This is a genomic window from Tepidibacillus infernus (genome assembly GCF_048898065.1).
In the GTDB taxonomy this organism is placed as follows: Bacteria; Bacillota; Bacilli; order Tepidibacillales; family Tepidibacillaceae; genus Tepidibacillus_B; species Tepidibacillus_B infernus.
In genome coordinates this window covers 1,702,917-1,726,863 of sequence record NZ_JBLWFI010000001.1, presented here as the reverse complement: position 1 = coordinate 1,726,863, position 23,947 = coordinate 1,702,917, and the positions used below count along the sequence as shown (strand labels likewise).

The following is a 23,947-nucleotide window of genomic DNA, read 5'->3' as shown; positions in this document are numbered from 1 at the left end:
GGAATGGGAATCGAAGAACGAAGAACCAAACTCAATCAAGTAGTGCGAGGCTGGACAAATTACTTCAAACTGGCGGATGCAAAGAATCTGCTCAGTAGTTTAGACGAGTGGCTGAGAAGTCGCATACGAATGGTGACCTGGAAACGATGGAAACGAATCCGGACACGCTTTGAAAACCTCAAGAAGGCAGGCGTGAGTGAGGAGCAAGCGTGGATGTGGGCGAATACAAGAAAAGGCTATTGGCGTACTGCTCATAGCCCTATCTTGACAAAAGCCCTATCTAACGAGCGATTTAAGCGAGCTGGATATCTTAGTTTTAGTGAGTGTTATTCTGCGAAGTGACGTGTAAACTTTGGAAGCGCCGTATACCGAACGGTACGTACGGTGCTGTGGGAGGTCGGCTGGTCAAATAAGGGCCAGCCTCCTACCCGATTTAATGTACTTGACTTTATAAAAATCATCATAATATTGCGATTGAACACATCTTCTCAATGCTGGACACTAAAATAAATATTTTTTAAAAATTTATAATAAACACAAAATTCGACAATCTTTTCATCTAAAATTTTATATAATTTTATCAGGTGTTAAATATACCTCTAGGGGGGGATTTAATTTGAAAATTTATAGAATTATGTTTATGACAGTAATTCCGGGATGAGAATTATAATATGAGATTTAAAAATGTAATTATCATTTTACTTTTGGCAAGCTTTATTATTTCTATAGTATTTTTAGTAAAGAATGAATTATTTGGTTATCATAGTGCCAAGGTTACGGTGGTCGAAAATATTGGATTCATTATTAATAAAAGTCAACTTGAAGAAATAGTTAATAGGAAATATGAAAGAGTAAGGTTTATGATTATAAGTGGAAATATAAATGATCAAAAATTAACGTTGATTACGTATGACACAAATTTTACACTAGAAATGAATCTTCCTATAAATTTAATATTCATAAAGTTTGGTGAAAAGATTCTTCCTGTAGGTGTAAAAGAGAATATTCCATTAAAGAATGGGGATATTATAAAAATTAAGTACAAAGGAAGTATTAGATAATTACATTAAAATTGTTTTTAAAAATGCAAATTATAAAAATTAAGCCGCCTAAAATGGTGGCTTTTTTCTTCCTTATGACAATTTAACTAAAAATAGAGGTGCGTTGACCAACAGAGTTAACTCCTGAAAGCGTCTTGGGGTCAAATTCCTGCCAATGATTCGCTTCATCTAGAATCACCATTTCTTTAGATTGTAAAGACACAAAATCCTCATCTGTTAAGAATTGATATTCATAGTGATTGAGATAACGAATTCTCCATAATCCTTTTCCATCAAGGTTTGAAAACCATTCAATCAATTTTTCACAGCGACCAGCAAAATCGTTAATTTTTTTATTACACAAAGGGCAAACAAATTTCATTTTCATTCGCTCCCTTTATCCTCAGTTGATCTTTTATCCTATTCCTTTTGTTATATTATTCGTATTTACCTGTTTATTTTCTTTAAATATACGCTATTTTTCAAAAATTAGCTATTACTTTTCAACAAATAATGGCAATGTTAGAACAGAATAAGGGATGATTATAACGGGCAAGGTAGAAATAACTAGATAAAACCCATGAAAGGAGAGAAAACAATGAGTTTAGCAACTTCGTTTATCACCTCTTTTTTTGTGCTCCTCCTCCTTGTTTTAGGGTATTACTTTTATATTGAAAAACCAAAAACCGTAGAAAAGAAACAGTCTAATGTCATTCCCCTACAAACGGATGGCTTTGATTTTATCTTGTATCAGGGGAAGATTAAAGAAATGATGACAGACTACCAGCGGTTTTTGGCAGAAATGGATATCATCGTATACAGCAAAAGCATATTTATTGGCTTTTTAGAACCTAAATATGCTTATATTGATTTACCAGCTAAAGCGATTCATTCTGTAAAATATGAACCTACAAAACTAACCATCCATTGTTATCGCCAAATGATAAGTACCAGCAAAATTACCATCAAATCCAACTCCACAAAAAGCCTATATTTATTAGCGAAAAAAATTGATTTTATTTCTAGGCGTTCAAAAAAGACAAATGCAATTTAGTTATAGTTTGGAGAAAATTAACAATAAAAAACAATTGACATAGGCTTGTAGCAGATGTTAATATTCGTATAGTGTTTAATGCATTGAAATGCGTAAATGGTTTAAAGTGAATAAATGGATATCTCCTTATCCAGAGAGGTGGAGGGACTGGCCCAATGAAACCCGGCAACCAACATGTATTTTGTACATGGTAAGGTGCCAATTCCTGCAGAACAAATTTGTTCTGAAAGATGAGGGAAGGAACTTGTACGAATAATCTGGTCCTTTCTGATGCTTTCAGAAGGGGCTTTTCTTATTGAGAAGAAAGTAGAAGTTGGTGAATAGATGATAAAACTTCATAAAGTAAAAAAAATATTTAAGTCCAAAACTCAAGAAGTGGTTGCATTAAAAGAGATTAACTTGGATATTCAATCAGGGGCAATATATGGCATTATCGGTTATAGCGGAGCAGGGAAAAGTACTTTAATCCGTTTAATCAATATGTTGGAGCGTCCAACAGAAGGTGAAGTTTGGATCGATGAGCAAAGGATGGATCAATTACGACCAGAAGAACTACGCAAAGCCCGCCAAGGAATCGGGATGATTTTTCAGCACTTTAACTTACTCTGGTCAAGAACAGTTGCAGAAAATATTGCCTTCCCACTCGAAATCGCAGGGGTTCCTAAAAAGGAGATCGATCAGAGGGTAAAAGAATTGATCGATTTGGTTGGGTTGACCGAGCGAGCCAATGCATATCCTTCTGAGTTGAGTGGTGGACAAAAGCAACGGGTAGGTATTGCAAGAGCTTTGGCGAATAACCCAAAAGTACTTTTAAGTGATGAAGCCACATCAGCACTAGACCCGAAGACGACCGATTCTATATTAGAATTGCTACAAGAGATCAATAAAAGAATGGGAATTACTATCATTTTAATTACTCACGAAATGCATGTCATTCAAAAGATTTGTCAGCGAGTTGCTGTGATCGATGGTGGGGAAATTGTTGAAGAAGGTCCTGTTCTAGAGGTTTTTACTCATCCGAAACAAGAAATAACGAAAGAATTTGTAAAACAAGTTACCGAACATCAAAGGACAAAAGAGACGATTGAGCATTTGCCATTAGACAAAGATAGTTTTATTTTAAAATGTACATTTGTTGGTGAAACAGCTAGTCAACCGATTATTAGTAAATGGGTGCAAACCTTGGGAATTGAAGTCAATATTTTAGAGGGAAATATCCAATATGTTCAAGGTGCTTCTTATGGCTCACTTTATATTCAAGTTCAAACTTCTGAAGCAAAACTAAAAGAATCAATTAAATTCTTAGAGTCTTGCCAGGTAGAAGTGGAGGTGGTTCAAAGTGTTAACGGATAGAGAATGGCTACAGCTATGGCAAGCCACTTTGGAAACCTTGTATATGGTTGGATTATCTGGACTATTTACCGTTATCTTAGGAACGCCGTTAGGCATTTTACTTGTTTTAACCGACAAAGGCCAAATATTACAAGATGGGACAATCAATAAAGTGATTGCTGCAATCGTTAATATCTTTCGATCGATACCTTTTATTATTTTGATTGTCTTATTGATTCCCTTTACAAGATTTATTGTAGGAATCAGTATTGGTCCTACTGCTGCATCTGTACCTTTAATTATCGGTGCTGCTCCTTTCTTCGCTCGCTTGGTTGAAACTTCTTTGCGAGAAGTGAACCGGGGAGTGGTTGAAGCAGCGATATCCATGGGGGCTAGTAACTGGCAAATCATAAGAAAAGTCTATTTGCCTGAAAGTTTACCTTCCATTGTATCTGGAATTACAGTAACTTTGGTTACTTTAATTGGTTACTCAGCTATGGCAGGTGTTGTAGGTGGTGGTGGCCTAGGTGATATGGCAATCCGCTATGGGTACCAACGATATAACATGCCAGTTATGCTGGTTACCACAGCCGTTATTTTAATTCTTGTTCAAATCGTTCAAAGTTTTGGAGATTATCTCTCCAAAGTTTTAGATAAAAAATAAAATTATATAAGGGGGCTTTTTAAAATGAAAAAGTTTTTAGCTTTATTTTTAATTGCAGTATTAAGTTTAACTTTAGCCGCTTGTGGTTCAGGTTCAACTAATGAACAGCAAGGTGCAAGTGAAAATGGTGGACAACAACAAGAAGTGACTTTAAAAGTGGGTGCTACAGCTGTACCACATGCAGAGATCTTGGAAGTCGTTAAACCTTTATTAGAAAAGCAAGGAATTAAATTAGATATTGTTGAATATCAAGATTATGTTTTACCAAATACAGATCTAGCAGAAAAACAAATTGATGCAAACTACTTCCAACACGTTCCTTATCTTGAGTCTTTTTCTAAAGATCGTGGTCTTGATTTAACCTATATTGCTAAGGTTCATATTGAGCCAATGGGCATCTATTCTAAAAAAGTTGATGATTTATCCAAATTAGAGGATAAAGCAACCGTCTCAATTCCAAACGATCCAACTAATGGTGGACGTGCTTTGGCTTTATTAGAAAAAGCAGGGTTAATTAAATTAAAAGAAGGCGTTGGCATTAACGGAACCGTTCAAGATGTGGTAGAAAACCCAAAAAATCTTGAAATTAAAGAGTTAGAAGCACCAATGTTGCCTAGATCATTAGATGATGTAACCATTTCTGTTATCAATACAAATTATGCTTTAGAAGCACAATTAAACCCAACAAAAGATGCTCTATTTATTGAAGATGCTGATTCACCTTATGCGAACGTTTTGGCTGTTCGTACAGAAGACAAAGATAACGAGAATCTTAAAAAATTAGCAGAAGCTTTAACTTCACCAGAAGTGAAGAAATTTATTGAAGAAAAATATAATGGTGCTGTTGTACCTGCATTCTAAGAATACACGCAAAAGCGAACTGTTTGAAAAACTCCCTTATTGTCAAGGGAGTTTTTTTGTACAACTTTGCATATATATAAATTAGATCATGTAAGGAGGCGAGCTGTTTGAAAAAGTTTTACATAGGATTTACAATTTTCTTGCTTATATATGGCGTTTTGATGTATCTTTATTTATTTCAAAGTCAACAAGATTTACCACAGGCTTATGTGGGTGGTCCAGCCGATCCAACCAGTTTCATGAGTGTTGAGCAGCTCCATACAGCAACCATCTTTTCAAGGATAAAGGACTTTTTATTTTTTATTGGGGTACCATGGGAATGGGCGATCTATCTTATTATTCTGGGATTAGGGTTTTCCACAAGTTTTTACATGATAGCGAATAAGTTAAGTAAACGGTCCTTATTGGTACAAACGAGTATTTATGTGTTCCTGCTTAGTCTCTTGATTGCATTATTACAATTTCCCATCCAATATTACTCCTATAAAATATCTCGAGAGTATGGAATTAGTATTCAACCATTTGAGCAATGGATATGGGATAAGGGAAAGAGTTTTTTTGTTGACCTCGTTTTAACGGTACCAATGGTTTGGTTACTGTACACTTTGATTAGAAAATCACCAAAAAAATGGTGGTTCTGGTTTTGGCTTATCTCTATACCGATCACCATTTTGATGTTTTTTGTTCAACCCGTGATCATCGATCCCATCTTTAATGATTTTCAAACCCTTCAAGATCAAAAATTAAAAGAAGATATTATTGCAATTGCCAAAAAAGCTGACATTCCAGCTAACCAAGTCTTTCAAGTCAATATGTCTAAAAAAACAACGGCAATGAATGCCTATGTAACAGGAATAGGGTCTAATGCACGGATTGTGCTCTGGGATACCACGTTGCAGAAATTAAAAAAAGACGAAATATTATTTGTGATGGCTCATGAAATGGGGCATTATGTTTATAAGCATATTTATTGGATGCTGCTTGGTTCTATATTATCTTCATTTATACTCCTTTATTTACTTTATCTGTTGATCAACTGGTTGGTAGATCGTTTTGGCTATGCATGGGGAGTGCAAAAAGTAGGAGATCTTCGTTCACTTCCGTTATTTTTGTTACTTTTTTCAGTCATTACCTTTGCCATTTCCCCAATTGAAAATACGATTTCTAGACAATCTGAACGTGCAGCAGATCAATATGGTATTCAAATGACTCAAAATGCTGAAGCAGCGATTTCCTCTTTTCAAAAACTGACTGTGAATAGTCTAACCGAACCGAATCCGCCAGAACTCGTTAAAATCTTTTTATATTCTCATCCTACCATGGCAGAAAGATTATATACCATTAGTCAAGAAATGCAATTGATGAAACAAGACCAAAAATGAAACGAAAACTTTCGAGGAAGAAGATAATTTAAGTGTAAAATGAAAAGGGCTGTTCCAAAAGGTCAGTTAAAACGACTTTTTAAGGAACAGCCTTTTCTTTTACCGAAAATCAATTTTTTCCTTAATTTTGTTTATTATCTTTCGTTATCTTCCAGGGTTGATCAATCCAATTGGTAATGCGCTCTTTTTCTTTTTCAAGAAGAGAGTCAATGACTTTTTGCTTGTCGATGCCTTTTTCTTTAGCGATTTCTGCAATAGATTTACCTGCTTTTAATTCACTCAATAGCTCCTCTTGAGACATACCCAGTGTAGTTGCTACATCATCTAAGTTTCCTTTATGAAACGCTTTTCCTTTATAAAACCCTCTTTTGAAGCCACCTGTTTGTTCAACGCTAGCTTTGACCCGATCTTGTAATGTGGATTTGATTTGATCTGCTTGTTCCTTTGTCATCTTACCTGATTTAACGGCTTGATCAATTCTTTCTTCGTGTTGCTTAACTAAAAGGTCAATCACTTTTTGTTCAGAAACGCCTTTCTCCGAAGCAATGTTAGCTAATGATTTGCCAGCTTTTAATTCTTGTGCTAAGGTTTCTGCATTGATTTTTAAAAGGGATAGTAATTCGTCGTTTTGAAATGGTGTACTTTTTCCATGCCAACCATGGTCATAATAAGATTGAACTACTGAAGACGATTTTGCGGATAGAACCTCTTCGGTACCTGTGGTTTTTGCAAAGACTGAACCAGCTGTTGCTAAAAGCGCAATACCTAAGGTAATGGGAATTAATTTTTTCATGATCAAACATCTCCTTTGATTTGAAAATTTAATTTTGCGTTATTAATATAGACAAGTAGAATGAAATTATAGTGAAAAAGATAATTTTTTTCATTATTTTTTCTTTTGGGTATGATAAGGTGAATGTTGTTAAAGAAGGATTAAGGATTTACAAAAAAGGAGTATGGAAAGATGAATATTTTACTAGCTGAGGACGATGATCGACTTGGTGAATTAATCGTACATATGCTTAAGAAAAAAGGGAACTACCATGTAGATTGGGTAACAAATGGAAAAAATGCATATGATCAGGCCTTACAATCACACTACGATGTGGTTATTTTAGATTGGATGATGCCGATACAAAGTGGACTCGATGTTTGCAAAAGTCTAAGAGAAGTGAAATATACAGGTGCTATTCTTATGCTTACCGCAAAAGATGCAGTTCATGACCGAGTACAAGGATTAGATGCTGGTGCTGATGATTATCTAGTGAAGCCATTTGAATTTGAAGAATTACTTGCCCGGATTCGAGCCCTTTCTAGACGTAATTATGCACCAATCATGGAAGAAAAAGTGGAAATTCAAGGACTAGAATTAAATCGGACCAACTATACGGTGAAAAGAGAAGAAATAGAGGTTCAACTTACCCCACGAGAATTCCAACTATTAGACTTGCTGGTAAAAAATAAGGGTAGAGTACTCACTCGAGAAGTAATCCTAGATCGAGTATGGGGATATTATACAAATGTCTCAGATAAGACCATTGATGCAACCGTTAAATTAATTAGAAAGAAATTAGAGTTATTCAATCAACAGGAATTGATTATAAGTATACGTGGGGTGGGGTATAAAATTGAAGGTTAAATTTTTTTCAAAGCTACGAGAACGTTGGCAAAAGGATCTCTTTAAAAAAACCCAAATTCGTCTCACGATTTTATATAGTGGAATGATTATTTTCTTTCTTACTCTATTTATTATTGTTGTTTATTCCGTATTTTACATGATTATTTCTGATCAAGAGCACGATGATATTCAAACCTTAGCAGATCAAGAACTAAGTGTTTTGATCCGCTATTTGGGACAATATGGTTTAACGAATCAGACGAATATTATGAATCAAAATGTTATTGTGATTGGTGAAGATCAATTTTTTTACTATGTTGTTGATTCAAAGGGTCGTCTCATTTTTGGCGATGAAGTTGTTCGTCCTCTACGATCTGATTTATTAAGTATGTTGAAGGGTTGGAGGCCACTAGAAAATGAGATTCGTTATGAAACGTTATCATTTTTTGAGTTTAATCGTGTTCAAAACAAAGAGAATGATAAGCTAATCAAGAAGCGCTCCCTTCAATTATTAATGACTGGTCGTCCCATCTATGTAAAAGGTCAATTTGTAGGTGTACTCTATGTGGGGAAAAATGTGACAGATAACAACTATTTATTTAAAAAATTACTTTTTCTTTTAGTAAGTCTTGCGGTTTTATTTTCTGGGATTGCCATCTTCATTAGTTATTTGATGTCTAAACGTTCGATGATTCCCATCAAAAGGGCCTACACGAAACAAAATCAATTTACTGCTGATGTCTCTCATGAGTTACGAACCCCGTTAAGCGTTTTACTATCGTCCATCGATGTATTAGAAATGGAGGTAGAGTCTGGGTCTGAAGAACGTGATGATTATTCTCGGAAGTTAATTTCTAATATGAGGGATGAAGTAAAACGGATGACAAAAATGGTGGGTGATTTACTTACTTTAGCACGCTCAGACTCCAATCAAATCGAATTGATGAGGGAAACATTTGACTTTTGTCCCCATGTGCAAAAGATTATCCAATCTTTTAAACCGTTAGCGGAGGAAAAAGGAATTAAACTTCATATTCATGCTCCACAGACACTTATTGTAAATGGTGATTTGGAGCGCTTGAAACAATTACTCTATATCTTGTTAGATAATGCTATTAAATATACGACAGATGGAGGAGAAGTAAACATAACCCTCTCAATGAAAGATTGGGATCACCATCCTACATTAAATATTCAGGTACAAGATACTGGGATAGGAATAAGTCAAGAAGACCAAAAAAATATTTTTGATCGTTTTTATAGGGTTGATAAAGCAAGAACACGGCAAATGGGAGGACATGGATTAGGATTAGCTATAGCAAAGTGGATTGTTGAGGCTCACAAGGGATCGATTCAAGTTTCTAGCAAATTAGGTGAAGGAAGCACATTTACTATTAAAATCCCTCAATCTTCCATTAAATGAAGAAAACATGTAAATGAAGAAAACTTGCAAAAGTGAGATTGAGAAATTAAGCAAATGGTACAAAATGGGTGGCGCGGATTATTGGGCCTTCGGGGTCAAGGAAATCTACATTAATGAAAATAGAAGAATTGGTTTTATTTTTCAGAATTTTAACCTGTTTTCTAAGCTTACGTCTATTGAAAATGTTGAGCTACCCTTGATTTATGCAGGTATTTCTGCAAAAGAACGCATTCACCATCGTCCAGATGAACTTTCTGGAGGGGCATCAACAACGCGTGGCTAATTTTTGGAATTATCCTAGGAATAGGTGGAGCTAACTTATTTGGAAACATTATTAATATTGGAGCGGAATTCTCCTTAAATGTCATTTGGCTAGCCTTTGGATTTTCGGTTTTAGTCGGTATCTTTTTCGGACTTTTCCCTGCAAACAAGGCAGCAAATTTAAAGCCAATTGAAGCATTAAGGTTTGAGTGATAAATTTTTCCTAGGTTAAAATACAAATGAGTCAATTTTGATGGGAGCGAAAAGCTCCCTTTAAATTTAATTAGAAATCGGGTATTTTCTATAAAAATTAGTCGCATTTTTACACTTTTTATATATTATTTTGTATAATAAGTATGTTAATATAGGATTGTGATAAAAGAGGGGGGCTTTAGATGAGCAGACAGCCAGATCAATCAATTGCCTTAAAAGAATGGGCAGTAGCCATTCAGGCTTTGTCACAAGGGGATCAAATCCTTTTGCTTAGAAAAGGCGGTATTGCCGAAGAAGCCAAAGAGTTTCAACTAAAAGAGAATTGTTTTTATCTTTTTCCTACATATTTGCATCAAAAGGCTGAACTACTAAAAGAAGAATTTCAGCCAATCTTAGAAAATATCGTTCAACAATGGGATCAAACAAGTAAAGAGATTCCTATTCAATATTTTGCAGAGGTGGTTCAAGATATTGAAATTCAAGATGATGCAACCTTAGCTAGACTTTACCCCTTTCATATTTGGACAGAGAATTTTGCAGAAGCTAGATTGCATTGGAAAAGGGAAAAACCTTTACACCTTCTTATCGTAAAGGTATATCGACTAGAACAAACCACAAAGATCCTATTAAGGGATAAGTATAATGGATGCAAATCTTGGATATCTCTAAAAGATGAGATTCCACAAATGAAAATTACCCCTGTTCTATCAGAAGAAGATTTTGAACAAAGGGTTCAATTAATTCTTCAATCGATAAATTCTTAAAAACAAGCTAGAGGTGAATGGGATATGAGTGAAGTAATCATTATTGGTGGAGGAGTAGCAGGCTTATCTGCATCAATCTTCACTGCAAAGGCAGGATTAAAAACAACGGTATTCGATTTTGGACCATCCCAAATCACAAGGGTAAGTTCAGTTCAAAACATTCCAGGTTTTCCTAATGGAATCGCTGGTACAGAATGGATTGAGCAAGCAAAACAACAAGCGACCAAATTTAATGTGGAAATCAAAAATGAAAAAGTAACTGAGTTGATGAAAAACGATGACGGAAGCTTTGAAGTGAAAACAGAGAATGGTTCCTATCAAGCTAAATACGTCATTGTCGCAACAAATGTTCAAAAGGAATTGCTTGAACCATTTGGTTTTACTACAGAGGTGAACTCTCGTGTTCCAAATGGTAAAGCCAAAGCAATAATAAATATTCCTTGGACTGGAGAAACAGAAGTTGAGAATCTCTACCTTGCAGGGCTTATTACGGAAATCCCAAGTCAAACCGTTGTCGTTGCAGGGCAAGGTGCCGCAGTAGGAATCACCATTGCTTCTAAAGAAAAAGGCGAGCCATTTATGTGGCATGATCTATAGGACATAAAAAAGAGCTAACCAAAAGGTCATTAAAAGATGACTGATGGTTAGCCCTTTATTTTTTAGTTGTAACTATAATAGTTACAAGTGGGTGAAATAATGAAAATTAGTAGGCGTTTTAATATTGAAAAGCCATAAACTACCATAATAAGTATCTTATTATGGCTTGCATTAAAAAGCAAATAGCAGTAAGATGTAAGCGTGTTAAAAATTTTCAACTTTGTAATCTGTACTTAAGGTTTATTTTTCACTATTTCGATAGTTATAATATTGATTTAAGAAAAGAAATAGAATACAATGAAAGAAAGAAGATTCATCCAATTTAATCAAAATGAATTGAATTTGTTCTGAAAATAATCTTGACTAATTTAGTCGGAATTATACAATGATAAAGAGATTATTGGATGATTCTTGTTAAATTTGAAAAACTAATACCAAGTTTATCTGACATCTTTGATATTACAAATATAAAAAGGGATACTTTTTTTAGTATTATATAAGAATGTGGAGGAATGAATCAATGACTCAACCAAAATTAACGATAGACAACCTTAGAGTTTCAGTTGAAGGAAAAGAAATTCTAAAAGGATTGTCTTTAGAAATCAAAGGTGGAGAAGTACATGCGATTATGGGACCAAATGGTACTGGTAAAAGTACTTTGGCATCAGCGTTAATGGGACATCCAAAATATACTGTAGAATCAGGTTCCATTACATTGAACGGTGAAGATGTATTAGAAATGAAAACAGATGAAAGAGCAAGAAAAGGTCTATTTCTAGCGATGCAATATCCAAGTGAAATTAGTGGTGTGACGAACTCTGACTTTTTACGTAGTGCTGTAAATGCGCGACGTGGTGAAGGGAATGAAATATCGCTAATTAAATTTGTCCGTGAAATGGAACAAAAGATGAAGCTACTTGAAATGAACGAAGCTTTTGCAGGGCGATATGTGAATGAAGGCTTCTCTGGTGGAGAGAAGAAACGCAATGAAATTTTACAAATGATGATGGTTAAACCATCTATCGCTATTTTAGATGAGATTGATTCTGGTTTGGATATCGATGCACTAAAAATTGTTGCTAAAGGTGTAAATGAAATGAAAAGCCCAGATATGGGGGTACTTGTCATTACCCACTATCAACGACTATTAAATTACATTAAACCGGATTTTGTCCATGTTATGATGCAAGGTAAAATCGTTCGTTCGGGTGGGCCAGAATTAGCTGAAAAATTAGAAGCGGAAGGTTATGATTGGATCAAAGAGGAATTAGGTATCGTTGACGAAACTGTTGGCCAAGAGGCCTAGGTGGATAGGGGGATATAATAATGACAGTAGAGATGAATGTTCGCTTTGATAAAGACCAAATCACCCAATTATCCAAACAGAAGAACGAGCCCGATTGGATGTTAGATTTAAGATTAAAAGCGTTTGACAAATATAAGGAATTACCACTACCTCATCTAGACAAAACCAAAATTGATAAATGGAACATTGATCAGTTTGAACTTTCAAACCCAAAAAGTGATTTAACTCAACTTTCTCAAGAATTGTTAGATCAAGGGGTTATTTTTACAGATTTGGACAATGCACTTCAACAATACCCAGATTTAGTTAAAAAATATTTTATGAACAATTTGTCTTTTGAAGATAACAAATTGGTTGCCTTACACACTGCATTATGGAATGGCGGTGTATTCCTTTATATTCCAAAAAATGTTGAAGTGGAATTCCCGATTCAAGCATCCTATCAATTAACTGATTCAGGGCTTTTACCACATGTGATTATCGTTGCGGAGACAAACAGTAGTGTAACCTATGTAGACCACTATTTTTCATCTAATGTAAGCCAGCCTACTGTTCACCATGGAGCGGTAGAAATCTATGTTGGAGAAAATGCAAGAGTTAGATTTGCAACGATTCATAACTTTGATGAAAAGGTTTATGATTATACCTATCGTCAAGCTACAGTTGCTAGAAATGGAAAAATGGAGTGGGCAATTGGTGAAATGAATGAAGGAAATACTGTGTCTAACAATACAAGTATTTTGAAAGGTTCAGGGTCATTTGCTGGCAGTAAGTTAATTTTTATAGGTACAGGTGAGCAAAAAACCAATTTCGTCTCAAAAATGGTTCATGAAGGGGATCATACAGATAGTCAGATTGTTTCTCGCGGCGTGATGATGGAACAATCTACGGCCATCTTTAACGGAGTTACACATATAAAGAAGGGCGCTATTAAATCTAATGCAGAGCAAACGGAAAAAGTGTTGATGTTAAATGAAAAAGCTCGTGGTGATGCGAATCCGATCCTTCTAATTGATGAGAATGATGTAATGGCAAGTCATGCTGCAAGTGCAGGACCTGTTAATCCTAACGACATTTACTATTTAATGTCTCGGGGGATTCCAAAAGAAGAGGCTGAGCGCTTGATCATCCATGGCTTCTTGTCCCCAGTCGTTTCACTAATCCCTATTGAAGAGATGCAAGAACAATTAGAAAAAGTAATTGAAAGGAGATTGGAGAAATGATTGACCAAGAGATCCGAAAACAGTTTCCCATTTTAAGTCAAGATGTGAATGGACATCCACTTGTCTACTTAGATAGTGCTGCAACTGCGCAAAAACCTATTCAAGTGATTGAAGCCATCGAAAAATATTATCGAGAATACAATTCAAATGTACACCGAGGTGTGCATACATTAGGAACTAAGGCAACTGATGCTTATGAGGAAGCAAGGGAAAAGGTAAGGAAATTCATCAATGCCAAGAGTATGGAGGAAATCATCTTTACTCGTGGAACCACCTCTGCTATCAATCTTGTTGCTCAAAGTTATGGCCGTTCTTTCCTTAAACAAGGTGATGAAATAGTTCTAACGATGATGGAACACCATAGTAATTTAATTCCTTGGCAGCAAGTAGCGAAAGCAACAGGGGCTACACTAAAATATATTCCTCTACAGCCGGACGGCACGATGAAAATCGAAGAGATAAAGGAAACTATTACAGCTAACACCAAATTCGTGGCGATAACACATGTCTCTAATGTCTTAGGAACGATCAATCCGATCAAAGACGTTGTTCAGATTGCACATGCAATTGGTGCTCATGTGTTAGTTGATGGAGCACAAAGTGTACCGCATATGAAAGTAGATGTACAAGATCTTGATTGTGATTTCTTGGCGTTTTCGGGTCATAAATTAGGAGCACCAACAGGAATTGGCGTTTTATACGGAAAAAAAGAAATTCTTGAGAAAATGGAGGCAGTTGAATTTGGAGGAGAAATGATCGAATTTGTTGATCTTTACGACTCGACATGGAAGGAACTTCCTTGGAAGTTTGAAGGGGGAACACCGATCATTGCCGGGGCAATTGGCTTAGGAGTAGCCATTGATTTCCTACAATCAATTGGCCTTGATCAAATAGAGAAACATGAACATGAGTTAATCACTTATGCAATAGAAAGAGTGCAGAACGTTGGGGGATTTTCGATGTATGGGCCAATAGAAAATCGTAGTGGCCTTATTACGTTTAATCTTGAAGGGATTCATCCCCATGATGTGGCAACAGTCCTTGATACAGAAGGCATTGCAGTAAGAGCAGGACATCATTGTGCTCAACCATTGATGAATTGGTTAAATGTATCAGCCACAGCTAGAGCAAGTTTCTATTTATATAATACTAAAGAAGAAGTAGATCTTTGGGTTAAAGGACTAATAAAGACAAAGGAGTATTTTGGAAATGTCTTCGCTTGATGATTTATATCGTCGTGTTATTATGGATCATTATCAACAACCAAGAAATATGGGGAACTTGGAAGATGCGGACGCCACCATTCAGCTTAAAAACCCTACTTGTGGTGATCAAATCACCTTACAGATGAAAGTGGAAGATGGGAAAATCAAAGATGCCAAATTTAAAGGAGAGGGTTGTTCCATTAGTATGTCTTCTGCATCGATGATGACAGAAGCGATTAAAGGTAAAACAGTGGACGAAGCCTTAGATTTAGCTGATCGATTTTCGAAAATGATGCTCGGTGATGACGTCAATAAGGAAGACTTTGAAGATATCGAGGCATTACAAGGATTATGTAAATTCCCTGCACGAATTAAATGTGCTACTTTAGCTTGGAAAGCGATGGAGAAGGGGATAAAGGAGAAACATTGTGAACATTGTGGTGAAGATCATCATCACCGTCATGATTAAATGATTCACAATGTGTGGATTTGAAAAGAAAGTTATACTTTCTTTATCTATAAAAAAGGAGGCTTTAAGCATGGCAAAAAAAGCTCCAGAAATCAATGAAGAATACCAATATGGGTTTAGAGATAAAGACGTATCGATTTTTCGTACGGAAAAAGGGCTTACTCGAAAAGTCGTAGAAGAAATTTCTCGCATAAAAGGTGAGCCTGAATGGATGCTTGAGTTCAGATTGAAATCCCTAGAAAAATTTAATCAATTCCCGATGCCAAAATGGGGAGGGGATTTGAGCGAACTTAATTTTGATGAGATAACTTACTATGTTAGGCCATCTGAAAGAGCTGAAAAAACATGGGAGGAAGTTCCAGGAGAGATTAAGAATACCTTTGACAAATTAGGGATTCCTGAAGCAGAACAAAAATGGCTAGCAGGGGTTTCAGCCCAGTATGAATCTGAAGTCGTGTATCATAACATGCGCAAGGATTTAGAGGATTTAGGTGTTATTTTTATGGATACAGATTCTGCTCTTCGTGAACATCCTGAAATCTTCAAAGAATATTTTGGTACTGTGGTTCCACCCTCTGATAACAAATTCGCTGCATTAAATAGTGCTGTATGGTCTGGTGGTAGTTTTATTTATGTACCAAAAGGGGTAAAATTAGACATTCCTCTTCAAGCTTATTTCCGTATTAATTCAGAAAAAATGGGTCAATTTGAAAGAACACTGATTATTGCGGATGAGGGAGCATCTGTTCATTATGTAGAGGGGTGTACCGCTCCTGTCTATAGTACAGAGTCTCTTCATAGTGCAGTCGTTGAAATTATTGCTAAGAAAGGTGCCTATGTACGCTATTCCACCATTCAAAACTGGGCGCCTAACATCTACAACTTAGTAACAAAACGTGCGGTTGCTGAGGAAGATGCGACTGTTGAATGGGTAGATGGAAATATTGGTAGTAGATTAACGATGAAGTATCCAGCAGTTATAATGAAAGGACCTAGAGCAAAGGCAATGATTTTATCAATTGCAATGGCAGGAAAAGGTCAACACCAAGATGCGGGTGCAAAAGTGATTCACCTAGCTCCTGATTGTACTTCTACAATTGTTTCTAAATCAATTAGTAAGCATGGTGGAAAAGCAACCTATCGTGGGTTGGCAAGCTTTGGTCGCAATTCTCAAGGTTCAAAATCTAATATAAAATGTGATACCTTAATTCTAGACGAATTATCTACCTCAGATACGATTCCATTTAATGAAGTTCTTAACGATAACGTTACATTAGAACATGAAGCAACAGTAAGTAAGGTAAGTGAGGAACAATTATTTTATCTCATGAGTCGAGGAATTTCCGAAGAGGATGCGACTCAAATGATCATTATGGGATTCATTGAACCATTTACAAAAGAGTTACCAATGGAATATGCGGTAGAAATGAACCGTTTGATCAAGTTCGAAATGGAAGGAAGTATTGGTTAATCCTTTGGTAACATGTAGATACGTGTCCGCTGTGACTTTGACACTTGAGTGTCCTAGTCTTTCGGACACGTATTTTATATTTGCACTTGCGTTCAGGGTGAATTTTCTTCTATTGATCAATGATCTCTAGTATAGAAGTTGGTTATCTCACTCTTCTTAATATGATTTCTTCATGTTTGGATACTTCTGTTTCTATTCTATCCAGTTTATCTGAATTTTGTTTGTATCCATCAAATAAGGCTGATAATTTCTGACCATGGTCGTTTTCAATATGAACAACAGTTTTTTCTACTCTATCTAACCTGCTTTCAACCTTATCTAACCTGCTTTCAACCTTATCTAACCTACTTTCAACCCCGTCTAACCTATTTTCTACTTTATCTATCCTATCCCCTAAATCTGTAAACCCTTTTTGCATTTCGCTATATACCTGTGTAAATCCTTTTTGCATTTCGCTATATACCTGTGTAAACCTTTTTTGCATTTCGCTATACATTTGTGTCATTAGCTCAAATAATTTTTCTTCGTTGTTCATTTCTCATCACCCTCCTTCCATTTATTTTCGTTGCCATGGTTTGTTTATAATTATATAATCGTGTTGCCTTACCTTATGTTTGTCTATATAGAATATGTTAAGACGATTGTCCCTTAGTGAATAGATCCAATAGCTTTTCTCCGGATAGTACCAGTTATGAAGGTCAATAGAAGAGGGGTAAGCACTGGAGGTAGGGTGGGAGTGAATCACTCCATGCCAGCACCATTGTTTTTCTTCTATTTGATATAACGTAAGAATAAAAACCTTAGCATCAAATTCAAAACGGTCACGTTGATTAGTGGTGTTAGGAATTGGAATAAAGTTATCGATCAGTTCTTGATTCCATGAAGAAATGAGGATTCCGCAAGCTTCATTGGGTTCTTGTTCTCTTGCATAACTAATAAATTGATCAATCGTTTCTTTTAAAATAGATATCATTTTAGTAAGCCTCCAAATAGGCAACCACGTAATAATATGGTAAAATCTTGTTAAAATCATTGCTTGATTTAAGCGATAATCAGATAGGTGTGAATCGTCATGGAATATATGGCTCTTTTTTTAATTGGACTGATTGCTGGAACCTTTGGCAGTTTATTTGGAGTCGGTGGGGGAATAATCGTTGTGCCTTCATTGCTTTTCCTTAATTCCTTAAATTTATTTGATCCGGCGATCAGATCCCAAAATGCTGTAGGCATTTCGCTAATGGTCATGATTTTTACGGCCATCTCTTCTACATTATACAATATTAAAGGAAAAAGAGTAGATATAAATAGTGGGTTAACTTTTTTTATGGCTAGTGGCCCAGCTTCGGTCATTGGAGCGATGATCAACGAATCGTTGCCAATCAAGTCATTTTATATTTTGTTTGGTTTATTGATGGTATTGATCACCTACCTACTAGCTAAACAAAAAAAGATGAAGCCCAAACAAGTGAAATGGTCTGTTAACCGAGAATATATAGACCTTAAAGGCAATCGACATGAATATGGATATAATAGAACTGTTGGTTTTCTTATTCCAGCTTTTGCTGGATTGCTAGCTGGATTATTCGGAATTGGTGGTGGAATCATCTTGGTGCCGATGATGGTTCTACTATTTCGCTTTCCACCCCATGTCGCGACAGCGACCTCTATGTTTATCATTTTATTATCCGCATCTATTAGTAGTATTTCTCACATTTTATTAGGGAATGTGATCTATTCTTATGTATTGGCCATTGCCCCAGGTGCTTATTTAGGTGGAAAGTTAGGATCTTATTTTGCTACAAAGTTAAGTAGTCAATCCTTAATTCTAGCCTTTCGAATTTTTATTTTGCTTATAGCGATCCAAATGATCTATAAGGGATTGTAGTATGTAGAAACGGTGGTGTTTGTTTTGACCTTGAATCAACGAATTCATATTATTCATACCAATGATTTGCATAGTCGTTTTGAAAATATGCCAAAGATTTCTAGCTATATTCAACAAGTGAGGAAGGAAGCTGCAGAACAAGGTGAACGGGTTATTGTTGTAGATATAGGCGATCATATGGATCGAATGAAGCTTGAGACAGAAGGAACCTTTGGCAGAGTCAATGTAGAAATTTTGAACCAAACAGGTGTTGAGGTAGTAACGATTGGCAATAATGAAGGGTTGACTTTTACGAAGGGAAATCTAGAAAAAGCCTATCAAGAACGAAATTTCAACATTGTCGTATGCAATTTAATCGATATAGTAACAAAACAGAAACCAAATTGGGTCAAAGACTATTGGATTCAAGAGGTAGATGGTATAAAAATAGGGTGGATTGGTGCGACAGCGCCCTATGAAACCTTTTATCGCTTACAGGGCTGGGAGGTATTAGAACCTATGCCTTTCATTCAAAATATAGTAGAACAAATTAGACATGAAGTCGATCTCATTATCTTTTTATCACATTTAGGAATACGGGCAGATGAACAAATCGCAGAAGAAATCCCCGTAATCGATGTGATTATTGGGGGACACACCCATCGTTTTTATGAACATGGATTGCAGAAAGAGGGTCAGCCTTTAATCTGTCAGGTTGGAATTTTTGGCGATTATATCGGCCATTTAACTATAGATTTCAATCGAAAGGAAAGAAAAATCATAAATATCGAGGAAAAAACGGTTCAAATGGAATCTTTTCAAGACGATCCAATAATCGTTGAAGTTGTGAAGACATTTCGTGAGCAAGCCAAAAGTGAACTAAATCAGATTGTAACCATCTTAGAGGAACCGTTGCCGATTTTTTTGGAGATGGAGTCTCCTTTAGGGAATCTCTTAGCTGATGGAGTAAGAAGCTGGGTAAATGCGGAAATTGGCTTAGTGAATGCAGGCCAAATCTTACAAGGATTAGAAAAAGGGAAAGTAACTAAAGAAAGAATTCATGAAATCTGTCCCTCACCGATCAACCCTTGTATTGTAAAACTCACCGGCTCACAAATTATGCAGACATTAGAGCAATCCTTATTAGACGAATTTATACATTTTCCGCTAAAAGGCTTTGGTTTTAGAGGAAAAGAAATCGGAACCCTTTGTCTTTCAGGAATAAAAGCAGAAATCGATCCTTTGGCAGAGCCTTATAAACGTGTAAAAAAAGTATGGGTTGGTAACGAAGAAATGGTTGAGGATCAAGAATATATTGTGGGTACATTAGATATGTTTACGTTTGGTGGAGGGTACCCCTTAATTAAAGAAGGCAAAGAGATTCAATATTTCTTACCTGAATTTATCCGCGATATATTGGCGACCCAGTTAAAGGAACAAGCCGCAATCGTTAAAAGTTTCACAAAAAGATGGGTAAGCATCAACATCAAAGACAGAGTATGAGAGAACCAACTCTGTCTTTTTTAACGTATTTGTGACATTAATGGTTTTAATATGAATTTATTTACAAAAATTGATACATCTAAATAAGAGGTTACAAAATATTACGTATGCAATTATATTAGCCTTAATTCTAAATAATATCATTTTTGTATTGCTTCATTTACCAAAAAAATTGACCTACGATCTATTTGAATTGAATTTCGTGTATAGTTGTCTTTAATTTTTCTAATTACGGAAAATATATTTATTAATTCATTCAAATATCCCAGGTATCCTGTACTTTTGTTCTGATTCATTTCCTCTATGACCGATTGTTTACTAGAAATTTCTGATTCTTTATCTAATAAATAATCAATCGGTATAGCAAGTTTATTCGCAAGAATTTGTAGTGTTTTATATGGTGGTTTTGCCACTAAACCGTTTTTAATTTGACTAATAAAACCTCTTGTAAAATCTGGTTCTGCTAGATCAGCTTGTGTTAGTCCTAACTCTTTTCGTCTTTTTTTTATTTTTGTACCAATATCCAAGAAAATTCCTTATTTCCATTTTTTACCTTTTTTTTATATTGACTATGTAAGACCATCATATTTTAGATAGGGAAAATGAAAAAATTGCTTCAAATCTGTTCGAATTTATATGATTTTTTCTAAATACAAAAATTCCTAAATAATACAACATTTTAACTTTATTAATAATTGAGTAAAAGATATTTGATTATTGGGTAAAAATATTATTTTCTTAATTTTTAAGTAATTATTAAGACACTTTTTTTAAAACATGTAAACAATTAGAAATTTATGTGTTAATATGTTAGTGAAGTTAATTTATATAAACATTATGAACATTCGATAAAGAGTCAACTTGCTAGAGTTATAGATTACAGGTTGTTATCAGGTATATAAATAAGTACCTGTATACAATAAAACAGAGCCGTTCCAAGCATCTTGACCGTGTACATGGGAATCGGCTCTTAGGGCTTTACCTTGCAGAATGATAAAGTAAAGGACTAAGTCAGTTATAAAGCATTTAATTACCTTTGTAAATAGTAGGGTAGGGCCAAATCCAAAAAAGGAGGTATGCCCTAAGGTCAAGTTGAAAACTTAAGATTCATCTTATATTTAGAGATTTATCTTCCATATGATAAACCCGGGTTTAAAATTTATTTGAAATTTGGAGGGAAAATCAATGAAAGCTTTAATTAAATTTTTAGTGTTGATTTTATCATTAATGATCCCTATTTTCGGACAAGTATCCGCAGCTTCTTCATTAGACAATATCACGAAAGAACAAATTAGGGAAATTAAAGAAAATCTCACAGAAATGGGGGTTGATGAGAAAACTCAAAATTCCCTAATTAATAAACTAAAAGAAGGGCAAATTTGGGATTCTATGAATGTTAAAATGAAAGATAAAGGAATTACAAATACAATATTAAAAACTGATGCTAATGGAACTAAAGTACAGAGTACAAAAACAGTATATCCAGATGGTTCTGTAAATGTGGTTAATATTACGATTCCAAGTCCAGAATTAGATAGTGAATTTTCTGTACAAGATGTTAGTGGCGGTACAGCATCATGTGGCAGTGGTTATTGTAATTATTACGGTGTTAAAGTTGATGGTGGCAATGGAATAGTAAATGCATCGTTTTTAGCAGATTATACATTTGTTGATGGAGGATATGATTATATTTCAAAAGCATATCAACCAAGAGTAGAGGTTTATTTTGGTAGCTTTTCAGATGTAACTGGTCCAGTAATTTTAAGAGCAAAGGAAACTTCCTATCAAAGCGCCAGAGCATACTTGAAATGGACTTTTAATAATGATGCAGGGTCAGCTGTTCAATATTTAAATTTAGATGTTCAACAAGATACAGCTTCCTCTTCATTTGTAACTAATTAAAAATAAATGATAATTCAAAGTAGTGTCTCTATGATTTAATAGAGACACTACTTTGGTGTTAAAAAATAATATTTAAAGGAGTGTAAGTAATAATGTTTTTCGATAAGGATAGCAAAAAAAGTATAAAAAAAGAAGATGGGCGACTCAGTTTTTTTCATTTATTCATTGCAATTATATTAGTTGTGATCATTATTTTTTTAATTGGATTCTATGGAATGAATATTTCTTTTGATTAAAATACCACCTATAGATTACGAGGTTGTTATCAGGTATATAAATAAGTACCTGTATACAATAAAACAGAGCCGTTCTAAGCATCTTGACCGTGTACATGGGAATCGGCACTTAGGGCTTTATCTTGCAGAATGATAAAGTAAAGGACTAAGTTAATTATGAAGCATTTAATTACCTTTGTAAATAGTAGGGTGGGACGTACATCATTGGTTTATGCTGAATATTTTTGGGGGGGAAATGGGGGCAGTACGCAGCGGCAGTGGCCAAAACTTATTCTACTATTGAACAGATCGTTAATGATGCTCAAGTTATAGTAAAAGCTAAAGTCCCAGAGATCTTCGAACACATATTCAATTGTAGATAAAGAACTCTCCTAATCATTTATATCAGCTTAAAGAAAATAAGTTAAAAAACATTTTTAACGAAAAGGGGCTAAAGGAATTTGATGAAACAAACTTATTAGACCTTATGAAATCTAATTAAAAGGTTTCATCCCAAAACTGGGATGAAACCTTTGGCCTATCTAAATAAATCTTTCCTTCTTTCTAATATGAATAATAAAGGCATTCCTAATAAGTAGAGAACGCCTAATTCGCCAATCCCTACCCAAAGCATCGCTAATGGAATACTAATTTCAGTGCTAAAAACAATTCCTAACTCTAATCCAACAAAAATCGCATTAATTAGAATAGGTGGCCAAGGAACAAGCCACTTATTTTTAATTTTTGAGGTAATGATCGCTGCAATAAGTGTAGCCAAGGTTCCTACAACCATGTCAATTATCCCTAGCGGACTGATGATATTGGCAATCAATACTCCTATCGCTAAACCTGGAATAGCAAGGGGAGTGAAAAAGGGAAGGATTGTTAAAGCTTCAGCTACCCTAAATTGGATCCAACCATAAGATAAAGGTGCTATCGCAATGGTTAATACAGCATACAGTGCGGCAATGGCACTAATCATTGCCATTTTCTTCGTATTCAATTTCAATGGAAATCCTCCTCAAACCCAATTTTTTTTCGACAGGGGTGTTGGCACCCTGCAATCATTTATAATAAGATAAGGGAAGATTAAATTCAATCCTTTTTATAAAAATTTCCAACCACTTCTCCACTTTCATATAATTTTAATTGTTCTTTGTAAGTGATTAAGTTATTTTCTCTCATAAAGGATTCAAATTCATCATTAGATAATAAACCGACATATTGATCACTTTGCGTAATAAACTGATTTTTACCCATATTTAATTTATCAAAATACAAGCTATTAATGTATTCTTTATTGATTTGTACTTGAAACATTTTCAGCACCTCCTTAAAATTAGGATGAGATGAATCGCATTGTTTTATCCGATTTACTAAAGTTTTCTCAAGCGTTTAAAACCATGTCATTGTTTAACTTCCCTCCGAAAGAAGTCTCCCACTGCTAAACGTGAAGGTGTGCCAGCACCAGTGAAAGTGGGAGATGAATTTCGGTTAGGCGTAGCCTAAAGTTGTCTTTTTTTGCTATGATATAATTAGTCTTATATAAATGAAAGGCTGATATATCAATGAAATTAGAC

The 23,947-nt window shown here is 35.1% G+C and carries 28 protein-coding genes and 1 riboswitch; of the genes, 21 read left to right on the top strand and 7 right to left on the bottom strand.

Annotated elements, in window-relative coordinates:
* The first annotated feature begins 3 nt into the window (after positions 1 to 3).
* Positions 4 to 342: a group II intron maturase-specific domain-containing protein gene (locus TEPIDINF_RS08680; protein ID WP_421692157.1), complete on the top strand. Its 339-nt coding sequence runs from the start codon at positions 4 to 6 to the stop codon at positions 340 to 342.
* Between the two features lie 329 nt (positions 343 to 671).
* Positions 672 to 1,061, top strand: a complete 390-nt coding sequence (locus TEPIDINF_RS08675) for a hypothetical protein (protein ID WP_068725740.1) — start codon at positions 672 to 674, stop codon at positions 1,059 to 1,061.
* A gap of 82 nt (positions 1,062 to 1,143) precedes the next feature.
* Here the strand turns inward: TEPIDINF_RS08675 and TEPIDINF_RS08670 are convergent, their stop codons facing one another.
* Entirely contained in the window at positions 1,144 to 1,422 is a 279-nt protein-coding gene (locus tag TEPIDINF_RS08670; protein WP_068725738.1) for a hypothetical protein, read from the bottom strand.
* Positions 1,423 to 1,638: 216 nt separating this feature from the next.
* Here TEPIDINF_RS08670 and TEPIDINF_RS08665 point away from each other — a divergent pair, with 216 nt between their 5' ends.
* From TEPIDINF_RS08665 to TEPIDINF_RS08645, 5 genes are all read left to right on the top strand, one after another.
* Positions 1,639 to 2,094 carry a hypothetical protein gene (locus tag TEPIDINF_RS08665; RefSeq protein WP_068725735.1) on the top strand — a complete coding sequence of 152 codons (456 nt, stop codon included), beginning with the start codon at positions 1,639 to 1,641 and terminating at the stop codon, positions 2,092 to 2,094.
* Positions 2,095 to 2,217: 123 nt separating this feature from the next.
* Positions 2,218 to 2,331, top strand: a riboswitch (SAM riboswitch).
* 87 nt (positions 2,332 to 2,418) lie between these two features.
* On the top strand, positions 2,419 to 3,447 hold the full coding sequence (locus tag TEPIDINF_RS08660; protein WP_068725732.1) for a methionine ABC transporter ATP-binding protein: 1,029 nt from the start codon (positions 2,419 to 2,421) through the stop codon (positions 3,445 to 3,447).
* The gene (locus TEPIDINF_RS08655) at positions 3,434 to 4,090 is read left to right on the top strand and encodes a methionine ABC transporter permease (protein ID WP_068725730.1); all 657 of its coding nucleotides are present in this window, start codon (positions 3,434 to 3,436) and stop codon (positions 4,088 to 4,090) included. Before TEPIDINF_RS08660 ends, TEPIDINF_RS08655 begins: the two co-directional genes overlap by 14 nt.
* Before the next feature lie 24 nt (positions 4,091 to 4,114).
* Positions 4,115 to 4,951, top strand: a complete 837-nt coding sequence (locus TEPIDINF_RS08650; RefSeq protein WP_068725728.1) for a MetQ/NlpA family ABC transporter substrate-binding protein — start codon at positions 4,115 to 4,117, stop codon at positions 4,949 to 4,951.
* 107 nt (positions 4,952 to 5,058) lie between these two features.
* Entirely contained in the window at positions 5,059 to 6,333 is a 1,275-nt protein-coding gene (locus tag TEPIDINF_RS08645) for a M48 family metallopeptidase (protein ID WP_421691763.1), read from the top strand.
* Between the two features lie 121 nt (positions 6,334 to 6,454).
* Here the strand turns inward: TEPIDINF_RS08645 and TEPIDINF_RS08640 are convergent, their stop codons facing one another.
* Entirely contained in the window at positions 6,455 to 7,126 is a 672-nt protein-coding gene (locus TEPIDINF_RS08640; RefSeq protein ID WP_068725726.1) for a hypothetical protein, read from the bottom strand.
* Between the two features lie 171 nt (positions 7,127 to 7,297).
* Here TEPIDINF_RS08640 and TEPIDINF_RS08635 point away from each other — a divergent pair, with 171 nt between their 5' ends.
* From TEPIDINF_RS08635 to sufB, 10 genes are all read left to right on the top strand, one after another.
* The gene (locus tag TEPIDINF_RS08635) at positions 7,298 to 7,972 is read left to right on the top strand and encodes a response regulator transcription factor (protein ID WP_068725723.1); all 675 of its coding nucleotides are present in this window, start codon (positions 7,298 to 7,300) and stop codon (positions 7,970 to 7,972) included.
* The gene (locus tag TEPIDINF_RS08630) at positions 7,962 to 9,374 is read left to right on the top strand and encodes a sensor histidine kinase (protein WP_421691762.1); all 1,413 of its coding nucleotides are present in this window, start codon (positions 7,962 to 7,964) and stop codon (positions 9,372 to 9,374) included. Before TEPIDINF_RS08635 ends, TEPIDINF_RS08630 begins: the two co-directional genes overlap by 11 nt.
* 13 nt (positions 9,375 to 9,387) lie before the next feature.
* Positions 9,388 to 9,657 (top strand): P-loop NTPase family protein, encoded by a 270-nt coding sequence (locus TEPIDINF_RS08625; RefSeq protein ID WP_068725718.1) that lies wholly within the window; start codon positions 9,388 to 9,390, stop codon positions 9,655 to 9,657.
* A gap of 373 nt (positions 9,658 to 10,030) precedes the next feature.
* Complete coding sequence (locus tag TEPIDINF_RS08620; protein WP_421691761.1) at positions 10,031 to 10,612, top strand: DUF1802 family protein; 582 nt, start codon at positions 10,031 to 10,033, stop codon at positions 10,610 to 10,612.
* 24 nt (positions 10,613 to 10,636) lie between these two features.
* Positions 10,637 to 11,209 carry an NAD(P)/FAD-dependent oxidoreductase gene (locus tag TEPIDINF_RS08615; protein WP_068725711.1) on the top strand — a complete coding sequence of 191 codons (573 nt, stop codon included), beginning with the start codon at positions 10,637 to 10,639 and terminating at the stop codon, positions 11,207 to 11,209.
* Positions 11,210 to 11,729: 520 nt separating this feature from the next.
* The gene (sufC, locus tag TEPIDINF_RS08610; protein ID WP_069800638.1) at positions 11,730 to 12,515 is read left to right on the top strand and encodes a Fe-S cluster assembly ATPase SufC; all 786 of its coding nucleotides are present in this window, start codon (positions 11,730 to 11,732) and stop codon (positions 12,513 to 12,515) included.
* 20 nt (positions 12,516 to 12,535) lie between these two features.
* Positions 12,536 to 13,738 carry a Fe-S cluster assembly protein SufD gene (gene sufD, locus TEPIDINF_RS08605; RefSeq protein ID WP_421691760.1) on the top strand — a complete coding sequence of 401 codons (1,203 nt, stop codon included), beginning with the start codon at positions 12,536 to 12,538 and terminating at the stop codon, positions 13,736 to 13,738.
* Complete coding sequence (locus TEPIDINF_RS08600; RefSeq protein ID WP_068725704.1) at positions 13,735 to 14,961, top strand: cysteine desulfurase; 1,227 nt, start codon at positions 13,735 to 13,737, stop codon at positions 14,959 to 14,961. Before sufD ends, TEPIDINF_RS08600 begins: the two co-directional genes overlap by 4 nt.
* Positions 14,948 to 15,412, top strand: a complete 465-nt coding sequence (gene sufU, locus TEPIDINF_RS08595) for a Fe-S cluster assembly sulfur transfer protein SufU (protein ID WP_068725702.1) — start codon at positions 14,948 to 14,950, stop codon at positions 15,410 to 15,412. The genes TEPIDINF_RS08600 and sufU overlap by 14 nt, the downstream gene beginning before the upstream one ends.
* Before the next feature lie 70 nt (positions 15,413 to 15,482).
* On the top strand, positions 15,483 to 16,883 hold the full coding sequence (gene sufB / locus TEPIDINF_RS08590) for a Fe-S cluster assembly protein SufB (RefSeq protein ID WP_068725700.1): 1,401 nt from the start codon (positions 15,483 to 15,485) through the stop codon (positions 16,881 to 16,883).
* A 142-nt stretch (positions 16,884 to 17,025) separates the two neighbouring features.
* Here sufB and TEPIDINF_RS08585 read toward each other — a convergent pair whose 3' ends face one another.
* Entirely contained in the window at positions 17,026 to 17,418 is a 393-nt protein-coding gene (locus TEPIDINF_RS08585) for a hypothetical protein (RefSeq protein ID WP_421691759.1), read from the bottom strand.
* A 21-nt stretch (positions 17,419 to 17,439) separates the two neighbouring features.
* The gene (locus TEPIDINF_RS08580; protein ID WP_068725697.1) at positions 17,440 to 17,856 is read right to left on the bottom strand and encodes a M67 family metallopeptidase; all 417 of its coding nucleotides are present in this window, start codon (positions 17,854 to 17,856) and stop codon (positions 17,440 to 17,442) included.
* Between the two features lie 99 nt (positions 17,857 to 17,955).
* Here TEPIDINF_RS08580 and TEPIDINF_RS08575 point away from each other — a divergent pair, with 99 nt between their 5' ends.
* Both TEPIDINF_RS08575 and TEPIDINF_RS08570 read left to right on the top strand, forming a co-directional pair.
* Positions 17,956 to 18,768: a sulfite exporter TauE/SafE family protein gene (locus tag TEPIDINF_RS08575; RefSeq protein WP_068725695.1), complete on the top strand. Its 813-nt coding sequence runs from the start codon at positions 17,956 to 17,958 to the stop codon at positions 18,766 to 18,768.
* 24 nt (positions 18,769 to 18,792) lie between these two features.
* On the top strand, positions 18,793 to 20,250 hold the full coding sequence (locus TEPIDINF_RS08570) for a bifunctional metallophosphatase/5'-nucleotidase (RefSeq protein ID WP_068725689.1): 1,458 nt from the start codon (positions 18,793 to 18,795) through the stop codon (positions 20,248 to 20,250).
* Between the two features lie 140 nt (positions 20,251 to 20,390).
* On the opposite strand, the gene TEPIDINF_RS08565 is transcribed toward TEPIDINF_RS08570, so the two are convergent.
* Positions 20,391 to 20,777: a helix-turn-helix domain-containing protein gene (locus tag TEPIDINF_RS08565; protein ID WP_421691758.1), complete on the bottom strand. Its 387-nt coding sequence runs from the start codon at positions 20,775 to 20,777 to the stop codon at positions 20,391 to 20,393.
* Between the two features lie 658 nt (positions 20,778 to 21,435).
* On the opposite strand from TEPIDINF_RS08565, the gene TEPIDINF_RS08560 reads away from it, so the two are divergent.
* Positions 21,436 to 22,152, top strand: coding sequence for a hypothetical protein (locus tag TEPIDINF_RS08560; RefSeq protein ID WP_068725685.1), 717 nt, complete (start codon positions 21,436 to 21,438; stop codon positions 22,150 to 22,152).
* A gap of 92 nt (positions 22,153 to 22,244) precedes the next feature.
* Positions 22,245 to 22,388 (top strand): hypothetical protein, encoded by a 144-nt coding sequence (locus tag TEPIDINF_RS08555; RefSeq protein ID WP_421691757.1) that lies wholly within the window; start codon positions 22,245 to 22,247, stop codon positions 22,386 to 22,388.
* A gap of 517 nt (positions 22,389 to 22,905) precedes the next feature.
* Here TEPIDINF_RS08555 and TEPIDINF_RS08550 read toward each other — a convergent pair.
* Complete coding sequence (locus tag TEPIDINF_RS08550; RefSeq protein WP_153012037.1) at positions 22,906 to 23,376, bottom strand: QueT transporter family protein; 471 nt, start codon at positions 23,374 to 23,376, stop codon at positions 22,906 to 22,908.
* Between the two features lie 86 nt (positions 23,377 to 23,462).
* Positions 23,463 to 23,687, bottom strand: a complete 225-nt coding sequence (locus TEPIDINF_RS08545) for a hypothetical protein (protein ID WP_068725682.1) — start codon at positions 23,685 to 23,687, stop codon at positions 23,463 to 23,465.
* Positions 23,688 to 23,947 lie beyond the last annotated feature (260 nt).

Coding starts and splice junctions, on each gene's coding strand:
- TEPIDINF_RS08650 (WP_068725728.1), top strand. CDS start 4,115: ATGAAAAAGTTTTTAGCTTTATTTTTAATTGCAGTATTAAGTTTAACT.
- TEPIDINF_RS08660 (WP_068725732.1), top strand. CDS start 2,419: ATGATAAAACTTCATAAAGTAAAAAAAATATTTAAGTCCAAAACTCAA.
- TEPIDINF_RS08675 (WP_068725740.1), top strand. CDS start 672: ATGAGATTTAAAAATGTAATTATCATTTTACTTTTGGCAAGCTTTATT.
- TEPIDINF_RS08585 (WP_421691759.1), bottom strand. CDS start 17,418: ATGAACAACGAAGAAAAATTATTTGAGCTAATGACACAAATGTATAGC.
- TEPIDINF_RS08615 (WP_068725711.1), top strand. CDS start 10,637: ATGAGTGAAGTAATCATTATTGGTGGAGGAGTAGCAGGCTTATCTGCA.
- sufU (WP_068725702.1), top strand. CDS start 14,948: ATGTCTTCGCTTGATGATTTATATCGTCGTGTTATTATGGATCATTAT.
- TEPIDINF_RS08620 (WP_421691761.1), top strand. CDS start 10,031: ATGAGCAGACAGCCAGATCAATCAATTGCCTTAAAAGAATGGGCAGTA.
- sufD (WP_421691760.1), top strand. CDS start 12,536: ATGACAGTAGAGATGAATGTTCGCTTTGATAAAGACCAAATCACCCAA.
- TEPIDINF_RS08555 (WP_421691757.1), top strand. CDS start 22,245: ATGTTTTTCGATAAGGATAGCAAAAAAAGTATAAAAAAAGAAGATGGG.
- TEPIDINF_RS08640 (WP_068725726.1), bottom strand. CDS start 7,126: ATGAAAAAATTAATTCCCATTACCTTAGGTATTGCGCTTTTAGCAACA.
- TEPIDINF_RS08635 (WP_068725723.1), top strand. CDS start 7,298: ATGAATATTTTACTAGCTGAGGACGATGATCGACTTGGTGAATTAATC.
- sufB (WP_068725700.1), top strand. CDS start 15,483: ATGGCAAAAAAAGCTCCAGAAATCAATGAAGAATACCAATATGGGTTT.
- TEPIDINF_RS08580 (WP_068725697.1), bottom strand. CDS start 17,856: ATGATATCTATTTTAAAAGAAACGATTGATCAATTTATTAGTTATGCA.
- sufC (WP_069800638.1), top strand. CDS start 11,730: ATGACTCAACCAAAATTAACGATAGACAACCTTAGAGTTTCAGTTGAA.
- TEPIDINF_RS08575 (WP_068725695.1), top strand. CDS start 17,956: ATGGAATATATGGCTCTTTTTTTAATTGGACTGATTGCTGGAACCTTT.
- TEPIDINF_RS08670 (WP_068725738.1), bottom strand. CDS start 1,422: ATGAAATTTGTTTGCCCTTTGTGTAATAAAAAAATTAACGATTTTGCT.
- TEPIDINF_RS08625 (WP_068725718.1), top strand. CDS start 9,388: ATGAAGAAAACTTGCAAAAGTGAGATTGAGAAATTAAGCAAATGGTAC.
- TEPIDINF_RS08665 (WP_068725735.1), top strand. CDS start 1,639: ATGAGTTTAGCAACTTCGTTTATCACCTCTTTTTTTGTGCTCCTCCTC.
- TEPIDINF_RS08600 (WP_068725704.1), top strand. CDS start 13,735: ATGATTGACCAAGAGATCCGAAAACAGTTTCCCATTTTAAGTCAAGAT.
- TEPIDINF_RS08560 (WP_068725685.1), top strand. CDS start 21,436: ATGAAAGCTTTAATTAAATTTTTAGTGTTGATTTTATCATTAATGATC.
- TEPIDINF_RS08680 (WP_421692157.1), top strand. CDS start 4: ATGGGAATCGAAGAACGAAGAACCAAACTCAATCAAGTAGTGCGAGGC.
- TEPIDINF_RS08545 (WP_068725682.1), bottom strand. CDS start 23,687: ATGTTTCAAGTACAAATCAATAAAGAATACATTAATAGCTTGTATTTT.